The organism is Halalkalibacter okhensis, from assembly GCF_000787375.1.
GTDB classification, from domain to species: Bacteria; Bacillota; Bacilli; order Bacillales; family Bacillaceae_D; genus Halalkalibacter; species Halalkalibacter okhensis.
The window spans coordinates 70644-90803 of record NZ_JRJU01000005.1 but is presented as its reverse complement, the minus strand read 5'-3'; the positions used below and the strand labels follow the sequence as shown (position 1 = coordinate 90803).

At 40.0% G+C, this 20160-nt stretch carries 17 protein-coding genes, 2 tRNA genes and 1 other annotated feature; of the genes, 18 read left to right on the top strand and 1 reads right to left on the bottom strand.

What is annotated here, in order from left to right:
- Positions 1–34 precede the first annotated feature (34 nt).
- From LQ50_RS05860 to LQ50_RS05835, 6 genes are all read left to right on the top strand, one after another.
- A complete protein-coding gene (locus LQ50_RS05860; protein WP_034627042.1) occupies positions 35–1132 on the top strand; it encodes a GerMN domain-containing protein in 1098 nt (365 codons plus the stop codon).
- 140 nt (positions 1133–1272) lie between these two features.
- Positions 1273–2010: a ribonuclease PH gene (rph, locus tag LQ50_RS05855; protein ID WP_034627040.1), complete on the top strand. Its 738-nt coding sequence runs from the start codon at positions 1273–1275 to the stop codon at positions 2008–2010.
- Between the two features lie 11 nt (positions 2011–2021).
- Positions 2022–2612 (top strand): XTP/dITP diphosphatase, encoded by a 591-nt coding sequence (locus LQ50_RS05850; protein ID WP_034627038.1) that lies wholly within the window; start codon positions 2022–2024, stop codon positions 2610–2612.
- Positions 2613–2621: 9 nt separating this feature from the next.
- A complete protein-coding gene (locus tag LQ50_RS05845; RefSeq protein ID WP_034627036.1) occupies positions 2622–3134 on the top strand; it encodes a metallophosphoesterase family protein in 513 nt (170 codons plus the stop codon).
- Between the two features lie 329 nt (positions 3135–3463).
- A tRNA-Gly gene (locus tag LQ50_RS05840) sits at positions 3464–3534 on the top strand.
- Between the two features lie 3 nt (positions 3535–3537).
- Positions 3538–3614: transfer RNA gene (locus LQ50_RS05835), tRNA-Arg, on the top strand.
- A gap of 29 nt (positions 3615–3643) precedes the next feature.
- Here the strand turns inward: LQ50_RS05835 and LQ50_RS05830 are convergent.
- Positions 3644–4054 carry a hypothetical protein gene (locus LQ50_RS05830; protein ID WP_034627033.1) on the bottom strand — a complete coding sequence of 137 codons (411 nt, stop codon included), beginning with the start codon at positions 4052–4054 and terminating at the stop codon, positions 3644–3646.
- A gap of 305 nt (positions 4055–4359) precedes the next feature.
- Between LQ50_RS05830 and ilvE the strand changes: the two genes are divergently transcribed.
- From ilvE to clpX, 12 genes are all read left to right on the top strand, one after another.
- Positions 4360–5253 (top strand): branched-chain-amino-acid transaminase, encoded by an 894-nt coding sequence (ilvE, locus tag LQ50_RS05825; RefSeq protein ID WP_034627031.1) that lies wholly within the window; start codon positions 4360–4362, stop codon positions 5251–5253.
- A 58-nt stretch (positions 5254–5311) separates the two neighbouring features.
- Positions 5312–6979: a dihydroxy-acid dehydratase gene (gene ilvD / locus LQ50_RS05820; protein ID WP_034627029.1), complete on the top strand. Its 1668-nt coding sequence runs from the start codon at positions 5312–5314 to the stop codon at positions 6977–6979.
- Positions 6980–6982: 3 nt separating this feature from the next.
- Positions 6983–7225: a binding site (T-box leader), on the top strand.
- 126 nt (positions 7226–7351) lie between these two features.
- Positions 7352–9079, top strand: coding sequence for an acetolactate synthase large subunit (gene ilvB, locus LQ50_RS05815; protein WP_034627026.1), 1728 nt, complete (start codon positions 7352–7354; stop codon positions 9077–9079).
- On the top strand, positions 9076–9597 hold the full coding sequence (gene ilvN / locus LQ50_RS05810; RefSeq protein WP_034627024.1) for an acetolactate synthase small subunit: 522 nt from the start codon (positions 9076–9078) through the stop codon (positions 9595–9597). Before ilvB ends, ilvN begins: the two co-directional genes overlap by 4 nt.
- A 61-nt stretch (positions 9598–9658) precedes the next feature.
- On the top strand, positions 9659–10675 hold the full coding sequence (gene ilvC / locus LQ50_RS05805) for a ketol-acid reductoisomerase (protein WP_034627022.1): 1017 nt from the start codon (positions 9659–9661) through the stop codon (positions 10673–10675).
- Positions 10662–12212 (top strand): 2-isopropylmalate synthase, encoded by a 1551-nt coding sequence (locus LQ50_RS05800; protein ID WP_034627020.1) that lies wholly within the window; start codon positions 10662–10664, stop codon positions 12210–12212. Before ilvC ends, LQ50_RS05800 begins: the two co-directional genes overlap by 14 nt.
- Before the next feature lie 13 nt (positions 12213–12225).
- Entirely contained in the window at positions 12226–13317 is a 1092-nt protein-coding gene (gene leuB / locus LQ50_RS05795) for a 3-isopropylmalate dehydrogenase (protein WP_034627018.1), read from the top strand.
- A gap of 137 nt (positions 13318–13454) precedes the next feature.
- Complete coding sequence (gene leuC / locus LQ50_RS05790) at positions 13455–14873, top strand: 3-isopropylmalate dehydratase large subunit (RefSeq protein WP_034627015.1); 1419 nt, start codon at positions 13455–13457, stop codon at positions 14871–14873.
- A gap of 13 nt (positions 14874–14886) precedes the next feature.
- Positions 14887–15465 carry a 3-isopropylmalate dehydratase small subunit gene (gene leuD / locus LQ50_RS05785; protein WP_034627012.1) on the top strand — a complete coding sequence of 193 codons (579 nt, stop codon included), beginning with the start codon at positions 14887–14889 and terminating at the stop codon, positions 15463–15465.
- Between the two features lie 372 nt (positions 15466–15837).
- Positions 15838–16815 (top strand): tetratricopeptide repeat protein, encoded by a 978-nt coding sequence (locus LQ50_RS05780; protein WP_052144606.1) that lies wholly within the window; start codon positions 15838–15840, stop codon positions 16813–16815.
- A gap of 124 nt (positions 16816–16939) precedes the next feature.
- Positions 16940–18232 carry a trigger factor gene (tig, locus tag LQ50_RS05775; protein WP_034627008.1) on the top strand — a complete coding sequence of 431 codons (1293 nt, stop codon included), beginning with the start codon at positions 16940–16942 and terminating at the stop codon, positions 18230–18232.
- A gap of 548 nt (positions 18233–18780) precedes the next feature.
- A complete protein-coding gene (clpX, locus tag LQ50_RS05770; protein WP_034627006.1) occupies positions 18781–20055 on the top strand; it encodes an ATP-dependent protease ATP-binding subunit ClpX in 1275 nt (424 codons plus the stop codon).
- The last annotated feature ends 105 nt before the right edge of the window (positions 20056–20160 follow it).

Below are 20160 nucleotides of genomic sequence, written 5' to 3'. Positions count from 1 at the left end.
ACATGTAGTACAAACTATCTTAGGAGGGAAAACAATGCGCAAAGTTTTACGAAAAGGGGTTCCCATTCTTGCACTTACAATGTTAACAATGTCAGCTTGTTCGTTTGGATCGAATGAAGCGGCCAATGAAATGGATACACCACCAACAAATTATGTAGAGGAAAATGAATCATTAGGTTTAGAAGAAGATCCTGAAGAGGCTGTGGATGAAGATGCAGGAAAAGATGAAGGTGAAGGGACAGGAGAAGGAGAAGAAGCAACAGAAGACTATGTTCAACGTGAATTATACTTAATCGATTCGAATGGACTTGTTGTTCCGCAAACGCTTGACTTGCCAAAAACAGAAAGTGTCTTAAAACAATCGTTAGAGTATTTAGTTGATGGAGGTCCTGTAACTGAATTGTTACCAAATGGTTTCCGTGCCGTACTCCCAGCTGGAACGAAAATTAGTGTGAATTTAAAAGAAGATGGAATTGCTGTAGCTGATTTTTCAAATGAGTTCAAAGAGTATGATGCTAATCAAGAAAAACAAATTCTTGAAGCAATCACGTGGACACTAACTCAATTTGAAAATGTCGAAAGTGTTCAGATTAATATTAATGGCTACAAGCAAGACACGATGCCGGTTGGTGGAACGCCAATTGGAGAAGGGGTTAGTCGGGCTAATGGGATAAACCTAGAAACGGGCTCTGTTACTGATGTAGTTAATAGTAAGGGGGTTACTTTATACTTCTTAGCAGAAAATGGCGAGAACACGTACTATGTTCCCGTTACGAGACGAGTTGCTTCGAATACGGAATCATTAACCGCTGCTGTTGAAGAACTGTTAAAAGGACCTTCAAATGAATCACAGTTGTTAACAGATTTCCGCCAAGAGGTAGCTTTACTTGAAGAGCCGTCATATGAGAATGGAACAGTTACGTTAAATTTCAACGAGTCGCTTCTTTCTCAAAATCAATCTACAGCGGTTTCTTCTGAAGTATTAAACATGTTAGCTCTTACTCTAACAGAACAGACAGGAATTGAAAAAGTTGCTGTTCAAGTAAATGGTGATGCTGAAGTGTTAACTGAGTCTGGAGAGGTTGCAGAGCCTGTTTCAAGGCCAAGCCTTGTGAATACAGGAAGTTACTAATGGATTGATTGGACTCTATTACTAAATTTCTTTATAATGATAAATAATTGAAAGGAGGAGCTTATTGCTTCCTCCTTTTTAACCTTACATAAGAGTTTAGAATGAACAGACAATGTGATGAATATTAGGGGGTAACAAATATGAGAGTGGATGGACGTGCATCGGATCAAATAAGAGAGGTTTCTATTGAGACTGATTTTGTAAAGCACCCTGAAGGTTCGGTCTTAATTTCAATGGGTGACACTCGTGTCATTTGTACAGCAACAGTAGAAGACCGAGTGCCTCCTTTTTTGAGAGGTCAAGGAAAAGGTTGGATTGCAGCAGAATATGCCATGCTTCCACGAGCGACGGAAACGAGAAATATCCGAGAGTCTTCCAAAGGAAAAGTGTCGGGAAGGACGATGGAGATTCAACGATTGATCGGACGTTCGTTGCGTTCAGTCATTGATTTAGAAAAGATTGGGGAGAGAACGGTCTGGATTGATTGTGATGTCATTCAAGCAGATGGGGGAACGAGAACAGCTTCAATCACAGGAGCATTTGTCGCATTAGCTCTTGCGATGGATAAAGTTATCTCTAAAGGGAAAATAAAAGAATGGCCCATCAAAGACTATTTAGCAGCCATATCCGTTGGAGTAGATTCGAAAAAAGGGGAACTTCTTGACTTGTGTTATGTTGAAGATGCTTCAGCCGAAGTGGACATGAATGTCGTGATGACTGGCAAACATGAATTTGTCGAGCTTCAAGGTACTGGTGAAGAAGCAACGTTCTCTCGTTCTCAACTAAACCAAATTCTTGATTTAGCAGAGCTTGGAATTGATGCTCTGATCGGAAAGCAAAAAGAGGCTCTTGGGAACATAGCTGAGAGAATGAAATAAAGGAGCTAAACATGAAGGAAATTGTTATTGCAACACAGAACAAAGGGAAAATAGCTGAGTTCAAGCAGTTATTTCATGGATTCGAAATCCGTTCATTGTTAGACTATCCTACCATTCCAGATATTGTCGAAGATGGAGAGACATTTGCGGAGAATGCAGCAAAGAAAGCAGAAACATTAGCCTTGCATATCAATCAAATGGTGATAGCTGATGACTCAGGATTACAAGTTGATGCACTTGATGGAAGACCCGGTGTGTATTCAGCTCGCTATGCAGGAGAGAGCAAAAATGATAAGAATAATATGGAGAAAGTACTAATGGAACTAAAGGACGTTCCAAGTGAAGATCGAACGGCCCGATTTATCTGTTTGATCGCTGTTGCTAGTCCGAACCAAGAAACGAAATTGTATAAGGGGACATGCGAAGGAATGATCGCTACAGAAGCTCGTGGGGCGAACGGGTTTGGGTATGATCCCATATTTTATATTCCAGAGCTAGATAGAACGATGGCACAGTTAACGGCTGAAGAGAAAAATAAGCGAAGTCATCGAGCGAATGCATTAAAGGAATTACTAGCTCATCAAAGGGAATGGGGCTTGTAGGAGGGAAGTATGAAAGCTTTTATTATAAGTGATAGTCATGGCTTGGAAAGCGAGCTTGAGAAAGTGATTCATCGACATAGAGAAGAAGTAGATATTCTCATCCACTGTGGAGATTCTGAACTTGAAGAGGGGCATTCTGCACTAAAAGGCGTAAATGTTGTAAAGGGCAACTGTGATTTTGGCTCTGATTTCCCAGATGATCTCTTTGAAAAAGTTCAAGGTGTGGGAATTTATGTGACTCATGGCCACCTTTATAATGTGAAAATGACACATGTTCCTCTAAGTTATCGTGCCGAAGAAAAAGCGGCTCAAATTGCTTGTTTTGGACATTCTCATGTAGCAGGAGCTTTTGTAGAAAATGGAGTCATTTACATAAATCCGGGGAGTATCCGACTTCCGAGAAATCGAGAAGAAAAAACGTACTGCATCTGTGAGTATCATAAGACGAAAGCTACCGTAACGTATTATGATTATGACGGAAAAATTGTTACAGACATGGTTTATCATTTTGAGGTAAACTAAAGGAATAACATGACTCTCTCTGCAGAAATAGCGTTTTTGTGGAGAGAGAAAAATTTTAAACTTTTTTTCTGAGGAATTGTTGACATTTTTTTTTGATTGAGTTATATTAATATATGTCGCCGCAAGGTAATAAGGACGACAACAATAATATGCAAACATATTAACACACTGTGCGGGTGTAGTTTAGTGGTAAAACCTCAGCCACGAGCGAAACATCTGCCGAGTAATCTTCGAGTTGTCTTGACGCATTTGCATCTGTGAAATACTAGAAGAGGAAAAGACATGTTAGGCGTTACGTCTACATAATAAATTTCATATTACCACATTGTGCGGGTGTAGTTTAGTGGTAAAACCTCAGCCTTCCAAGCTGATGTCGTGAGTTCGATTCTCATCACCCGCTTTTGTCCCAGTAGCTCAGCAGGATAGAGCAACGGCCTTCTAAGCCGTCGGTCGGGAGTTCGAATCTCTCCTGGGACGCCATTTAACTTACATAATTCAAACGTCTCCACCTATGATGAGGTGGAGACGTTTTTTGTGTTGGACGGTGCTTGTTGCAACACTTGATTCACATATTGCGACTCGTTTTGTAGCAATTGTTCTGTGTCATAAAAAAGTACTCGCCATCCACGTTTTTTTAATTGACGAACGATCCTTTTTTCGTTTAATCCAGGTCGCATTTCAATCAATGCTAGCTTGTAAGGTACTAGTGCCAAGTTTGCGTGGATGTTCTCAATCCAAAAATGTGGTGTAGGGTAATACATGTTTGCCAGCAATTGGTGATACAGTAGTTTTTCCGCTTCTGTATTACAGATTTTCCCTAACTCTTCTACTAACACCAAGGAGGCACGTTTACGCTTTTGAATTCGAATGAACGGAAATTTTTTTGAAATTCTAATGTACTTTTTGTATTTTTTTAACATTTTTTATCACCCACATATAGGATGTCCGTAAGAATGAGGAATATGCCCCATATTAGGCAAGAATGGAAATCTTATTTTCAAATTCTAGTAATGGCAATAGTGTAAGCGTATTCAATTTAGACTACTAATCAAAATAGTCAAATTATTTTAAAAAAATGGTTGACCATAGTGAGGAATGAGCGTATGATAAATCTCAAACAACACTATATAAAAAAACAAATGTCCGCTCTAGAGAGATAAAATTATGTAATGTTTGTAGGCTAAATTTATGCAAATGTACATGATACACGAGGAGAGTATACGTCATGAGTGAGCAATGGATTTATCTAAACGGAGACTTCGTTCGAAAACACGAAGCAAAGATTTCAGTATATGATCACGGTTTTTTATATGGCGATGGTGTCTTTGAGGGCATTCGTGTATATGAGGGGAATGTTTTTAGGCTGCAAGAGCATCTTGACAGACTATACAACTCTGCAAAGTCAATTATGCTTTCCATTCCGCATTCGAAAGAAGAAATGAAACAATTAGTCGTTAAAACATTACAGAAGAATCAATTAAGTAATGCATACATTCGACTTGTTATTTCAAGGGGAGTAGGAAACTTAGGACTTGATCCTGCATCATGTGCGGCACCTCAAGTGATTATAATCGCTGAAGAGTTAGCCCTCTTCCCAAAGGAATTATATGAATCTGGATTAGAAATTGTTACAGTGGCAACTCGCCGAAATCGCCCAGATGTCTTAAGTCCTAAAGTGAAATCTCTGAACTATTTGAATAATATTCTTGTCAAAATAGAAGCAAGTTTGGCTGGTGTAAGTGAAGCCCTAATGCTTAACGATCAAGGTTATGTAGCTGAAGGTTCAGCTGATAATGTTTTCATTGTTAAAGGAACAGAGTTGATAACACCTCCAGGTTACGTAGGAGCTCTTGAAGGGATAACGAGAAATGCCATTATAGAGTTTGCGAAAGACCTAGGGTATACAGTTAAAGAGGAACCATTTACTAGACATGATGTGTATGTCGCTGATGAAGTGTTTTTGACAGGGACAGCAGCAGAAGTGATCGCAGTTGTTAAAGTAGATGGTCGAGTTATTGGTGAAGGAAAGCCAGGAGAAGAAACAAAGAAATTATTAGAAGCATTTAGAGAAAGAGTGGTAATAGAGGGAGAAAAGGTTTATTCCGAAACCTTGAGATAAGTTAAGCATAGGAGAGCTGAGCGATAGATACATTGATTGAAATAGGGAGCGGGTAGTAATGAGAAGTAATATGATTAAAAAGGGGATTGATCGTGCGCCTCATCGAAGTTTACTTCGAGCAGCTGGGGTAAAAGAAGATGAGATGGATAAACCATTCATTGGCGTATGTAACTCATACATCGACATCATTCCAGGACATATGCACTTAAACAAATTTGCAGAAGTAGCAAAACAAGCAATTCGTGAAGCAGGAGGCATTCCATTTGAATTTAATACAATCGGGGTAGATGATGGAATTGCTATGGGGCACATCGGCATGAGATATTCGCTCCCAAGTCGCGAAATTATTTGTGACGCAGCAGAGACGGTCATTAATGCTCACTGGTTTGATGGAGTTTTTTATATTCCAAACTGTGACAAGATCACTCCAGGGATGTTAATGGCATCTGTAAGAACAAATGTCCCATCCGTATTTGTATCAGGTGGTCCAATGGAAGCTGGTAAAACAAAAGATGGGCAGAACTTATCATTAGTATCTGTTTTTGAAGGTGTAGGCGCATTTGCGTCAGGTAATATGACAAGAGAAGAGTTACTTGAAATCGAACAAACAGCATGTCCAACATGTGGGTCCTGTTCCGGAATGTTTACAGCTAACTCAATGAACTCATTAATGGAAATGCTTGGGCTTGCCTTACCTGGAAATGGAACAATTGTTGCTACGTCTAATGACCGCCACCAATTGATTAAGGATGCGGCTAAACATTTAATGAACTTAATTGAAAAAGATATTAGACCTCGAGATATTGTTACAGAAGAAACGATTGACGATGCATTTGCACTTGATATGGCAATGGGAGGCTCTACAAATACCGTTCTTCATACGTTAGCAATAGCGAACGAAGCAGAAATTGATTACGATCTGAATCGAATTAATAAAGTGGCTGAACGAGTTCCTTATTTATCAAAAATTAGCCCTGCATCAGATTATTCCATGGATGATGTACATCATGCAGGAGGAGTAAGTGCAATCATTAAAGAGCTTTGTAACATCGAGGGAGCCATTCACCCAGATCGAATTACGATTACTGGTAAAAGCTTATATGATAATGTAAAAGATGCAGAAATTACGAATGATGATGTTATTCGTCGTAAAAACAATCCATATAGCCCAGTTGGTGGTCTTTCGGTATTATACGGAAACATTGCACCAGATGGAGCGGTTATTAAAGTAGGGGCAGTCGATCCGTCGATTAAAGTTTTTGATGGTGAAGCGATTGTTTTCAACTCTCAAGAAGAGGCTCAAAAAGGAATTGATGAAGGGCTTGTTCGTGAAGGTCATGTCGTTGTCATTCGATACGAAGGACCAAAAGGCGGACCTGGAATGCCTGAGATGCTAGCACCAACGTCAGCAATTGCTGGTAGAGGTCTCGGTACAAAAGTTGCCTTAATTACCGACGGACGTTTCTCGGGAGCATCAAGAGGTATCTCCATCGGTCATATTTCTCCAGAAGCAGCAGATGGCGGGCCAATCGCTTTCGTTGAAAATGGAGATCGCATTCGAATTGATCTACCGAGTCGAACGATTGAATGGTTAGTATCAGACGAAGAACATGCGAAGCGCAAAGAAGGTTGGGTTGAGCCTGAGCCAAAAGTGAAAAAGGGTTATCTTGCTAGATATGCAAAATTAGTTACTTCAGCCAATACTGGTGGAGTTATGAAAATCTAATAATTCAAAACGAAGAAGAGGAAAAGTACTCAATGTTGCAACTTCAACAGAGAGCCGTGGTGCTGAGATGCGGTGTTGTTGCTATTGACGAAGCTCGCCTCAGAGTACCAATCTGAACGACTTATTCTATTAAGATTGGTCGGGTGTACACAGCACTCGTTATTAAAACAATTAAGATTAAATAGATGAGAATCTGTTTAATGAATAAGGGTGGTACCGTGGAAAGAAAATCTTTTCGCCCCTTCTAGCTATGAGTTAATAGCTTATATGGGGTGGAAAGATTTTTTTATTTTACATTTTTTCGTTGTTCACTTTGTATTGTTAAGATGTTGGGGTTGTTTTCGAGAGAATCTTTGTAAGGAGGCATGAAACATGAGTACGAACGTGAAAAAGAAAGAACAACAAACAAGTGAAGAACCGAAACAACTTTCTGGTTCAAGTATGTTAATGGAAGCTTTGGCAAAAGAGGATGTTGATGTCATCTTTGGTTATCCAGGGGGAGCGATCTTACCTACGTATGATGAAATATATAAAACAGGTATTCATCACGTTCTAGCGAGGCATGAACAAGGAGCCATTCATGCTGCTGAAGGATATGCAAGAGTATCGGGCAAACCAGGTGTCTGTATTGTCACCTCTGGACCTGGAGCAACAAACGTAGTGACAGGAATAGCCGATGCGATGATTGATTCTTTGCCGCTTGTCGTTATTACTGGTCAAGTAGCAACAACAGTTATCGGGACAGATGCTTTTCAGGAAGCGGATATGATCGGGATTACGATGCCAATTACAAAGCATAACTACCAAGTTCGATCGGTAGAAGAATTTCCGAGAATCATTAAAGAAGCTTTCCATATTGCGACAACAGGCCGTCCTGGTCCTGTATTAATTGATTTACCAAAAGATGTCTCACTAGCAACTGGGATGTTCGATTATAGCAAGGAAGTGAATATTCCTGGATATCAGCCAACGGTTGTTCCAAATCGTCTGCAAATTCGTAAAGTAGTTGATGCCGTAACGGAAGCAAAGAAGCCTGTTATTTTAGCTGGAGCGGGAGTTCTACACGGGAGGGCGTCGAGTGAATTATTTGAATATGTCGAAAAAACAAAAATCCCTGTAGTAAATACGCTGCTTGGTCTAGGGAGTTTCCCTGGAGACCACTCATTATGTCTTGGCATGGCTGGGATGCACGGAACCTATACCGCTAATATGGCAATCTATGAATCTGATTTACTTATTAGCATCGGGGCGAGATTTGATGATCGATTAACAGGGAATCTTGCTTACTTTGCACCAAATGCTCGTGTCGTTCACATTGATATTGATCCAGCAGAAATTGGAAAAAACATCAAAACGGAAATTCCTGTAGTTGGAGACGCGAAGCAAGCATTGCAAATGCTGCTGGATGAAGAAGGCACACCTGGTGATACGAAAGAATGGCTTGAGATTCAGCAACAAAGAAAAACGGATTATCCACTTTGGTACAAAGAAGATGGGGAAGTCATTAAACCTCAACATTTAATTGAGTTGATTCATGAAGTAACAAATGGAGAAGCAATTGTTACAACAGATGTTGGTCAACATCAAATGTGGTCAGCGCAATTTTATCGGTTCAATAAGCCGAATCGCTGGGTAACCTCGGGTGGTCTAGGAACAATGGGATTTGGTTTCCCGGCAGCAATTGGAGCACAATTTGCAGAGCCGAAAACACCTGTTATTGCAGTGATAGGTGATGCGGGTTTCCAGATGACAGCGCAGGAAATGTCGATTTTACAAGAGTTAAATATGCCAGTAAAAATTGTTATTGTAAACAATGCATCTCTAGGGATGGTAAGGCAATGGCAGCAGCTATTTCATGGAGAGCGCTATTCTAACTCATTGTTCCCGATCCAACCAAATTTCGTCAAACTTGCAGAAGCATATGACATTAAAGGAATGCGGGTTGATCACCTTTCTGATCTGAAGGGAGCTTTAGAAGAAATGATGGCTCATCCCGGACCGGTGCTTGTGGATGTACGTGTAGCAAAAGAAGAAAATGTCTATCCAATGATCGCGCCAGGGAAAGGGCAACATCAAATGGAGGGGGTTAAGCCACAATGAAACGTACGATCACAGCACTTGTAAATAACACTTCAGGTGTGCTGAACAGGATCACTGGTCTGTTTGCTCGAAGGCATTACAATATCGAGAGTATTACAGTGGGTGTAACAGAAAACCCATCCATTTCAAGAATGACATTTGTCGTTGCAGCTGACAGCATGGAAAATGTTGAGCAAGTTATTAAGCAATTAAACAAACAAGTTGACGTACTAAAAGTAAAAGATATAACCGATGAGTCGATTGTTGCTCGTGAATTAGCTCTAGTAAAAATTGTCGCTACACCACAGCAACGTGGAGAAGTAGCTGCACTTGTCAACCCATTTAGAGCAACGATCATCGATGTTGGTCGAGAATCAATGACGATTCAAATTACAGGTGATCACACGAAGGTAGAAGCATTTATTGATTTGCTTCGCCCTTATGGAATCAAAGAAATTGCTCGTACGGGTATTACAGCATTTAATCGCAGTACGAAAAAGCCAACACATGATCCATATCGATTAACACTCATCAATTAAATTAGTGAATTCATAAATTCAACATATAAAAAAACTATTAAAACAAGAGGAGAGATTTATTATGGCAAAGGTTTATTACAATGGAGACGTTAACGAAGCAGTATTAAGTGGGAAAAAAGTAGCAATCGTAGGATATGGTTCACAAGGTCATGCGCATGCACAAAATGCTCGTGAAAATGGAGTAAATGTAATCATCGGACTTCGTCCAGGAAAATCATGGGACCAAGCGGTAAGTGATGGTTTTGAAGTATACCCTGTAAGAGAAGCTGCAGCGCAAGCGGATCTTATCATGATCTTACTACCAGATGAGCATCAACCAACGGTTTACAAAAACGAAATTGAGCCAGAATTACATGCAGGAAATGCATTAGCATTCGCACATGGTTTTAACGTTCATTTCAATCAAATCGTTCCACCAGCAGATGTTGACGTATTTTTAGCAGCACCAAAAGGACCAGGGCATCTTGTACGTCGTACATTCGTTGATGGAGCAGGGGTTCCAGGATTAATTGCTGTATTCCAAGATGCAACAGGTCAAGCAAAAGACATCGCATTAGCTTATGCAAAACAAATTGGTTCAGCACGTGCAGGTGTTCTTGAAACAACATTCCAAGAAGAAACAGAAACAGATCTATTCGGGGAGCAAGCAGTACTTTGTGGAGGAACAGCAGCCCTTGTAAAAGCTGGGTTTGAAACATTAGTAGAAGCAGGATACCAACCAGAAGTTGCTTACTTTGAGTGTTTACATGAATTGAAATTAATCGTTGACCTTATGTATGAAGGTGGACTTGAAGGAATGCGTTACTCTATCTCTGATACAGCTCAATGGGGCGATTATGTAGCAGGACCTCAAGTTGTGACAGATGAAACGAAGAAAGCAATGAAGAGCATTCTATCAGATATTCAAACTGGTAAATTTGCAAAAGGTTGGATTCTTGAAAACCAAGCAAATCGTCCGGAATTCACAGCGATCACAAGAGCAGAGAGCCAACACCCAATTGAAGTGGTTGGACGTGAACTTCGTGAAATGATGCCGTTTGTAAAATCTAAAGGAGTGGTTGGTAGTGCGAAAAATTAATGTCTTCGATACCACGCTAAGGGACGGAGAACAATCAGCAGGAGTTAACTTAAACTTTCAAGAGAAACTTGAAATTGCAAAGCAGCTTGAACGTTTGGGAGTCGATATTATTGAGGCTGGTTTTCCAGCCTCCTCACAAGGAGATTTTGCCTCCGTAAAAGCTATTGCTCAAACGATTAAGAGCAGTTCAATTACAGGTCTTTCCCGTTCACTAGAGCGTGACATTGAGACAACTTGGGAAGCACTCAAAGAAAGTGCCGAACCAAGAATTCATGTGTTCATTGCAACTTCACCGATTCACATGGAATATAAATTAAAGATGACACCAGAGCAAGTGATTGAGAATGCAGTCGCGGCAGTGAAAAAGGCAAAGAAGACCTTTCCAGAAGTTCAATGGTCTGCTGAAGATGCGAGCCGAACGGAGCTTCCGTTTCTTGCTAGAATTATTCGCGAAGTAATTGATGCAGGAGCAACGGTGATTAATTTACCTGATACAGTTGGTTACACGACTCCATATGAGATTGGTCAAATGTTTCGTTATGTGACAGAAAATGTACCTAACATCGATCGTGCTATTCTTTCAACACACAATCATGATGACCTTGGAATGGCGGTAGCTAACTCTTTAGCTGCGATTCAAAATGGTGCTGGTCAAGTAGAGTGTACGGTTAATGGAATCGGAGAGAGAGCAGGGAATGCATCACTTGAAGAAATCGCCGTTGCGTTAAATATACGCCAAGATCATTATAAAGCAGACACAGGGCTTACTTTAAAAGAGATCAAACGCACGAGCTCTCTAGTAAGTAAGTTAACTGGTATGGTTGTCCCAAACAACAAAGCTGTAGTAGGGGCTAATGCATTTGCGCATGAATCCGGAATTCATCAAGATGGTGTGTTGAAAAATAAAGAAACGTACGAAATTATCACTCCTGAGCTTGTTGGAGTCTCTTCAAATCGAATGGTGCTAGGTAAGCATTCAGGACGCCATGCCTTTAAAGAAAAGCTTATGGAGCTTGGCTTTAATGGTACAGATGAACAGCTACAAAAAACATTTGTTGCCTTTAAAGACTTAGCTGATAAAAAGAAAGATATCACTGAAGAAGATCTATTTGCACTGATGACGGAAGCAACAGTAGGAGCAGCGGTTGCTCATTACGAATTAGAAACGTTACAAGTAAACTATGGAACAACCAATATTCCAACGGCTACGATTACGATGAAATTGCCAACGGGTGAAACCGTTCAAGAAGCAGCGACGGGTTCAGGTAGTGTTGAAGCGATTTACAATACATTAGAGCGTGTGATAGATGAAGAGGTTCTGCTTATGGACTATCGTATTCAATCAACAACAGCTGGCCGCGACTCGTTAGCAGAAGTGTATGTTACGGTGAAGTACGACGGATTGGAGTCATCTGGCCGCGGTACTGCGCATGATGTACTAGAAGCTTCAGCGAAAGCTTATATTAACGCGGTTAACCGAACTATTAATCGAAAACAATTTAATGAACAGCAACGTACGAATCCATTAAACGTATAAGGGAGGGCTATTCATGAAGAAACACATTGCGATTCTCCCAGGGGATGGAATCGGGCCAGAAGTTTGTGAAGCTGCTACAAAGGTTCTTTCTGAAATTGGCAAAATGTATCAACATCAGTTTGAATTTACATTTGCTGATCTTGGGGGAGTAGCGATAGATAAATCTGGGACACCTCTTCCGGCTGAGACGTTATCAGTTTGTAAACAAAGTGATGCGGTGTTACTTGGTGCAGTGGGGGGACCTAAATGGGATACGCTTCCTGGGGATCAGCGTCCGGAAAAAGGATTACTAGGTCTTAGGAAAGAGCTTGATCTTTTTGCCAATCTGCGTCCCGTTACCATTTATGATGCTCTCGCTGATGCTTCACCACTGAAAGATGACATCATTCAAGGTGTGGATCTTGTGATTGTTAGAGAGTTGACGGGTGGTTTGTACTTTGGTGAGCCGCGTGAACGCCGTGGTGAAGGAAAAGAGCAACTAGCTGTTGATACCCTTGTCTATTCAAGAAAAGAAATCGAGCGCATTGTGCGCAAAGGCTTTGAGTTTGCTAAGATTCGCGGTGGCACTCTAACGTCAGTGGATAAAGCAAATGTACTAGAATCAAGTCGCTTGTGGAGAGAAGTCGTTGACGAAGTGGCACAGGATTATCCTGATATTGAGTATAGTCATATGCTCGTTGATAATGCGGCAATGCAATTGGTTCGTAATCCAAGGCAATTTGATGTCATCGTTACAGAAAATATGTTTGGTGATATTTTAAGTGACGAGGCATCGATGATTACAGGATCACTAGGAATGCTGCCATCTGCTAGTTTAAGTCAAGATGGTCCAGGTCTTTTTGAGCCTATTCATGGTTCTGCTCCTGATATAGCAGGAAAAGGGGTTGCCAATCCATTAGCAACATTATCTTCAGTTGTTATGATGCTCACGTACGCATTTGAAATGACTGATGAGGCGGATGCATTGGCTGAAGCAATTAATGATGTGCTTGAAGCAGGCCACCGAACAGCGGATCTAACAAATGATGCTAGCAAAGCTTTATCAACGGAAGAAATGACAAATCAAGTAATTGATGCTTTAACCAAAAAAGCCGTCATCTCATAAAAAATAAATTCATAAAGGGATGACTAAAGGAAGCAAAAGCCGGTATCTTTAGTTTACTAGTCAATCTAGTGAGTAGAGGGAAAGCTTCCGGTGTCATCTCTTATTAGTCTATTAAAATAGTAAAAGGAGGAGCGAATATGGCACCTAAAACGATTATTGAGAAAATTTGGGAAGCGCATGAAGTAATACAAGAAGAAGGTAAGCCAAGTCTCCTCTATATCGATTTGCACATGGTTCATGAAGTGACATCCCCTCAAGCATTTGAAGGGTTAAGATTAGCTAATCGAAAAGTTCGACGACCTGATTTAACCTTTGCAACCATGGATCATAATGTCCCGACGGTAAATCGCTATGATATAACCGACCAAATTGCAAGAACTCAAATGGAAACACTTGAGGCTAACTGCAAGGAATTCGGGGTTGATCTAGCTGATTTAGATCATCCTGAAAATGGAATTGTTCATGTCATTGGGCCAGAACTTGGACTAACGCAGCCTGGAAAAACCATTGTTTGTGGAGATAGTCATACGTCAACACATGGTGCATTTGGAGCACTAGCTTTTGGAATTGGAACGAGTGAAGTAGAACATGTTCTAGCGACTCAAACATTATGGCAATCACGTCCGAAAACACTAGAGGTTCGCGTAACGGGAAAATTATCCTCAGAGTTATCAGCAAAAGATGTAATTCTAGCGATTATTGCTAAATTTGGAGTGGACGTTGGTACTGGATCTGTCATTGAATTTACAGGTGATGCCATTCGTGGAATGACGATGGAAGAACGAATGACAATTTGTAATATGTCCATTGAAGCAGGGGCAAAAGCTGGTTTGATCAGTCCAGATCAGGTGACATTTGACTATTTACAAGGTCGACAGTACATTCCAACTGGCATCGCTTTTGATGAGTTAGTAGAACAATGGAAGCAATTAGCGACAGATGAAAATGCTACGTATGATCGTGTCGTAACGATAGATGCTTCTGAAATTGAACCAATGGTCACATGGGGAACAAATCCTTCGCAAGGGGTTGGTGTATCAAAAATGGTCCCTTCTCCATCCGATGGGAAGACAGAAACGGATCGACGTGCGATACAACAAGCACTAACATACATGGAACTAACTCCAGGTACACCCATTTCAGAAATTGAAATCCAACATGTATTTATTGGATCCTGTACGAACTCACGTTTAAGTGACCTGAGAGCTGCAGCAAGTGTTGTTAAAGGGAAAAAAGTAGCAGGACATGTCCGAGCCCTTGTTGTTCCAGGATCGCAAAAAGTAAAGCAGCGAGCTGAAGAGGAAGGATTAGATCAAATTTTTACCGAAGCAGGTTTCCAGTGGCGTAGCTCCGGCTGTAGCATGTGCTTAAGTATGAACCCAGATGTTGTTCCAGAAGGGGAGCGTTGTGCTTCAACGTCTAACCGAAATTTTGAAGGGCGTCAAGGAAAAGGAGCACGTACGCACTTAGTTAGTCCTGAAATGGCAGCAGCTGCAGCAATAGCTGGACATTTCGTTGATGTACGTGAATGGAAAAAACAACAAGTAACGCAGTAAGGGAGGGACAACTATGGAACCGATTGTAAAACATCAAGGCACCGTGGCAGCAATGGATAGAGTTAACGTAGATACAGATCAAATTATACCAAAGCAATTTTTAAAGCGTGTTGAAAGAACGGGGTTTGGTCAATTTTTGTTTTATGACTGGCGCTTTTTAGCCGATGGTAGCCCAGATCCTTCATTCGAGTTAAATCAAGAGCATAATCAAGGTGCGACTATATTGGTTGCCGCACATAATTTTGGATGTGGCTCCTCGCGCGAGCATGCGCCATGGGCACTTCATGATTATGGATTTAAGGTCATCATTGCCCCTAGTTTTGCCGATATCTTCTATAATAACTGTGTGAAAAACGGCATGCTACCGATTAGACTAGACGAGAAAAAGGTTCAACAACTCCTGCAAAAAGGGGTAAGTGAGTCTTTTGAGCTGAGCATTAGTTTAGAGAAACAAACGATTAGTGGAGACGGATTTGAATCTACTTTTGAGATTGATCCATATTGGAGAGAGATGCTGCTTAATGGATGGGATGAAATTGGGTTAACACTCAAATACGAAGATCAAATCAAAGCATTTGAACAAAAAGCATAAGGTCAAGGGTAATTCTAACGCCAAAGGCGGAAAGGGTTGCCCTTTTTTTAAAGAGGTCAAAATACATACTTGAATGATGAGTGATCTTTTAGACCACGCGCGGCCTCTATAGAAAATGGCCGCTGTGCGTATTTCTTCATGCGATTCATTGTAATGAAAGGATGGAACTGATAAAATTAGGAAATAGCGTGAACGACAATTCATTAGTTTAAAAAGGATACTATTATTGACAACTGTTTCTGATTCATTTTAAACTCACGTAAACTCATGATATAGAGTGAGGCGGTTATCTAGTGGATAAACGAATACATAAAAAAAAATAAGAAAGTAATACTTTACCCTGGACTCGTAAAGCGGTTAATTGAAAAAGGGATGGACGCGTTAAAAGATAAAGATGGACAAGCAGCCTATGACTTTTTTTTATCCGCAGAAGAACATGAGCCCGAACACCCACAAGTCCTATTTGGCAAAATGTTAAGTTTAGTCGAGTTAGGGCGCTTAGAAGAGGCTGTAGAGCATACCGATAGTTTACTTAAAGAGGGCATAGGAGATTATTTCGAAAATTTACAAGTACATATCTCTCTCCTAGTCCAATTAGGCAAATACCAAGAAGTAGTGGACATATTAGATGCTGTTTTGTCTGAAAACCAATTTCCTTCTCAATTTGCCGAGTCTTTTTACCAATTGCTCCATTTTAGTAGACAAATGGTAGGGGACCAAGAGTGGTTGAATCAAATTGAAACAAAAGATGAACCACTTCCGCTAGAGCTAGTAGAAATGCTTCATTCTGATTCATTGGAACTTCAATCTAAAGCGCTTCAGCATTTAAGAGAATTAGATCATAAAGATGCGACAAGCGCAATCGTAGAATTTTTACATAAAAAAGATCGTGATTATGTTTTGCAAAGCATGGCAATAAAAGCTTTAGAGGACAAAGAGTACGATAAAATGATACATATTAAGAAACAGGGTCGAGAAAAGCAGATCGTACCAAAAGATTTAAATAGTGATCTTCAACAAGACTTTCATGAGAGGCTGCTTACCTATATAAGTGGAGAGCTTGAACATACAGACCCACTTTTATATGAAATCACAAAGCAACTAAGCTGGACACATCTATGGTCACTCTATCCCTTCTTACCAGAACCTGAAGAGGTTAAATTATGGGGGGATGTCTTCCACTATTGTGGTGCGGAGCGAATTGGACTAGATGAAGATCTTGAAATTCTATTAGAGCGCTATCAATTTAAACATGCATTATTTATGGAGAAAGTTCAAGAAGTAAAAGAAATAGAATCGTCTGTCTATCAAATTGATACAGGTTACCTTAATCAAAACGATGAAACGTAGACTGGGCTTGGATCAACTATTTGAATTGAACTGACGTTGTGTTATACTAGAGTGGTTGTCAATGATAATAGAAGAAATCTATCGTTTGAAAAAACGAGATGTGTATAAGTTGGAGGGAAAGTAAATGACTACAAAATGGGAAAAATTAGAAGGAAATGAAGGCGTCCTAACAGTTGATGTAGCAGCTGAAAAAGTTGACGCAGCACTTGATCAAGCATTTAAGAAGGTTGTAAAAAAGGTGAATGTACCTGGTTTCCGTAAAGGGAAAGTACCTCGTTCATTATTTGAGAAGCAATATGGTGTGGAATCACTTTACCAAGATGCTCTTGATATTTTACTACCTGAAGCATATGCAGGTGCAGTTGCAGAAGCTGGAATTGAGCCAGTGGATCGTCCTGAAATTGATATTGAAACAATGGAAAAAGGAGCTACTCTCGTATTTACAGCAAAAGTAACTGTGAAACCAGAAGTAGAACTTGGCGAGTACAAAGGTCTTGAAGTTGAAGAACAAGACACGACAGTAACAGATGAAGATGTTGATGCAGAACTTAAACAACTTCAAGAGCGTCAAGCTGAGTTAGTTGTTGTGGAAGATGGAGCAATCGAAAACGGTGATACAGCAGTATTTGATTTCGAAGGTTTCGTAGATGGCGAAGCATTTGAAGGTGGACAAGCTGAAAACTATTCTTTAGAAGTAGGTTCTGGTCAATTCATCCCAGGTTTTGAAGAGCAACTTGTTGGTTTAAAATCTGGCGAAGAAAAAGACGTAGAAGTATCATTCCCTGAAGAGTATCATGCAGAAAACCTAGCTGGTAAACCAGCAACATTTAAAGTGAAAATTCATGACATTAAGCGCAAGGAATTACCAGCACTTGATGATGAGTTTGCAAAAGATGCAAACGAAGAAGTAGAAACGTTAGATGAGCTTAAGACTCAATTAAAAGACAAGCTACAAAAAGATAAAGATCATCAAGCTGAGCATGCAGTTCGTGATACATTAGTACAAAAAGCTGCGGATAATGCAACAATTGATATTCCTGAAGCAATGGTTACAACTGAAGTAGATCGTATGCTTCAAGAATTTGAGCAACGTCTTCAAGCTCAAGGCATGAACCTTGAAATGTACTTCCAATTCTCAGGTCAAGATGAAGATGCAATGCGTGAGCAGTTTAAAACAGACGCAGAGAAGCGTGTTCGTGTAAATCTTACACTTGAAGCGATCGCAGCGGCTGAAAATCTTGAAGCTACAGATGAAGATGTGGATAAAGAAATTGAGAAAATGGCAGAAATGTACCAACGTTCTGTTGAAGAAATTAAAAATATTTTTGCAGCTCAAGGTGGACTTGAAGGAATCAAAGGCGATCTAAAAATCCAAAAAGCTGTTGAATTTCTTGTCGAAAACAGCAAAAAAGCGTAAGTATTTGATTACGAATGTAGATTAATCTTTAAAACAAGGTGCGATTTTCCGTGCCTTGTTTTTTTCCTTGCCGGCTAGCTAGTGTAGGCGGTATGTATGGAGTTTGAAGGAATTGAACAAGCTTAGTATAGGGATGGGCACGAACAAAAATAGAAGTGTAATGAATTTTCTACAAGAAAAAGGATTTTTCTTACTTAATCTTGAATGTATAATCAATCCATACATAAAATGAAGTAATCATACTTGATTGCTCGTCTTCTATGTCTAGTCAAAAGTACATAGAAATTCTGTTAATTTAAAGCGGCATGGAGGTGTAAAGCGAGAGCCTATTGGCAAGTATAAAAGTAGTTTTTTAAAGCATGACATAGGCCATAGGGGTTATCTTTAGGGATTCTTGTTATTTATATGTTACAATGACCACACATACGATTATAGTCTTTGTACTATCCGTTCGTAGTTATTGTATTGTCGTGTCCATTCATAAAAAAGCCATTTTAGGCTAGAGTTACTTGAGGATGGTACAATATTTTCTAAGGGGTGATGATTGAATGTTTAAGTTTAATGAAGAAAAAGGACAACTTAAGTGTTCTTTTTGCGGAAAAACACAAGACCAAGTTCGAAAGTTAGTTGCCGGACCAGGCGTGTATATATGCGATGAATGTATTGAACTTTGTACAGAAATTGTGGAAGAGGAATTAGGAACGGAAGAAGAAGTGGAATTTCAAGAGATTCCCAAACCAAATGAAATTAGACAAATATTAAATGATTACGTCATTGGACAGGATCGTGCGAAGAAATCGCTTTCGGTTGCAGTATATAACCATTATAAGCGTGTTAACTCGCTTTCGCGTTCTGATGATGTTGAATTATCAAAGAGTAATATTTGTATGATCGGACCTACAGGTAGTGGAAAAACGTTGCTAGCTCAAACGTTGGCTCGTATTTTAAATGTACCTTTTGCGATTGCAGATGCAACATCATTAACAGAAGCTGGATATGTTGGGGAAGATGTAGAAAACATTCTTCTGAAATTGATTCAAGCTGCAGATTATGATGTGGAGAAAGCAGAAAAAGGAATCATCTATATTGATGAGATTGATAAGGTTGCACGTAAGTCTGAAAATCCATCCATTACACGTGATGTTTCAGGTGAGGGTGTTCAGCAAGCGCTACTAAAAATTCTTGAAGGAACAAGTGCAAGTGTTCCTCCACAAGGCGGACGCAAGCATCCACACCAAGAATTTATCCAAATTGATACGACTAATGTTCTATTTATCTGTGGTGGTGCTTTTGATGGAATTGAGCAAATTATTAAGCGTCGTCTTGGTAAGAAGGTCATCGGCTTTGGATCTGATGTGAAGCAAGAGGATCTTAAGCCAGGCGAATATTTAGGGAAAGTATTGCCTGAAGATTTGCTACGTTTCGGTTTAATTCCGGAATTCATCGGTCGTCTACCAGTGATCTCTAGTTTAGAACCACTAGATGTAGATGCGTTGGTAGAGATCTTAACGCAACCGAAAAATGCTTTAGTAAAACAATATAAAAAATTGTTAGAGCTAGATGATGTAGAGCTTGAGTTTACAGAACAAGCATTACGTGAAATTGCTAATAAAGCAATAGAACGTAAAACGGGTGCTCGTGGATTACGCTCTATCATTGAAACACTTATGCTCGATGTAATGTTTGACCTTCCGTCACGTGAGGATATCGTTAAGTGTATTATTCATGAGAAGTGTGTAACAGAGAACGACTTACCAACATTACTAACAGCTGAAGGTGAGGAAATTACCTTACCAAAAACAGAACCAAAAGAGAGCGCATAATGAAAAAAGCGGATCCGTGAATGTACGGGTTCGCTTTTTTATGGAGTGTCCTTTTTCGAACAGATAAATATAGAAAAAGGGAATAATTTCAAGCGGCAACTAGTA

Excerpts from the sequence above, each read along its gene's own strand:
- leuC (WP_034627015.1), top strand. The coding sequence starts at position 13,455 with ATGGCACCTAAAACGATTATTGAGAAAATTTGGGAAGCGCATGAAGTA.
- LQ50_RS05860 (WP_034627042.1), top strand. The coding sequence starts at position 35 with ATGCGCAAAGTTTTACGAAAAGGGGTTCCCATTCTTGCACTTACAATG.
- ilvE (WP_034627031.1), top strand. The coding sequence starts at position 4,360 with ATGAGTGAGCAATGGATTTATCTAAACGGAGACTTCGTTCGAAAACAC.
- LQ50_RS05850 (WP_034627038.1), top strand. The coding sequence starts at position 2,022 with ATGAAGGAAATTGTTATTGCAACACAGAACAAAGGGAAAATAGCTGAG.
- ilvB (WP_034627026.1), top strand. The coding sequence starts at position 7,352 with ATGAGTACGAACGTGAAAAAGAAAGAACAACAAACAAGTGAAGAACCG.
- rph (WP_034627040.1), top strand. The coding sequence starts at position 1,273 with ATGAGAGTGGATGGACGTGCATCGGATCAAATAAGAGAGGTTTCTATT.
- leuB (WP_034627018.1), top strand. The coding sequence starts at position 12,226 with ATGAAGAAACACATTGCGATTCTCCCAGGGGATGGAATCGGGCCAGAA.
- clpX (WP_034627006.1), top strand. The coding sequence starts at position 18,781 with ATGTTTAAGTTTAATGAAGAAAAAGGACAACTTAAGTGTTCTTTTTGC.
- LQ50_RS05845 (WP_034627036.1), top strand. The coding sequence starts at position 2,622 with ATGAAAGCTTTTATTATAAGTGATAGTCATGGCTTGGAAAGCGAGCTT.
- LQ50_RS05780 (WP_052144606.1), top strand. The coding sequence starts at position 15,838 with ATGGACGCGTTAAAAGATAAAGATGGACAAGCAGCCTATGACTTTTTT.
- leuD (WP_034627012.1), top strand. The coding sequence starts at position 14,887 with ATGGAACCGATTGTAAAACATCAAGGCACCGTGGCAGCAATGGATAGA.
- tig (WP_034627008.1), top strand. The coding sequence starts at position 16,940 with ATGACTACAAAATGGGAAAAATTAGAAGGAAATGAAGGCGTCCTAACA.
- ilvC (WP_034627022.1), top strand. The coding sequence starts at position 9,659 with ATGGCAAAGGTTTATTACAATGGAGACGTTAACGAAGCAGTATTAAGT.
- ilvN (WP_034627024.1), top strand. The coding sequence starts at position 9,076 with ATGAAACGTACGATCACAGCACTTGTAAATAACACTTCAGGTGTGCTG.
- LQ50_RS05830 (WP_034627033.1), bottom strand. The coding sequence starts at position 4,054 with ATGTTAAAAAAATACAAAAAGTACATTAGAATTTCAAAAAAATTTCCG.
- ilvD (WP_034627029.1), top strand. The coding sequence starts at position 5,312 with ATGAGAAGTAATATGATTAAAAAGGGGATTGATCGTGCGCCTCATCGA.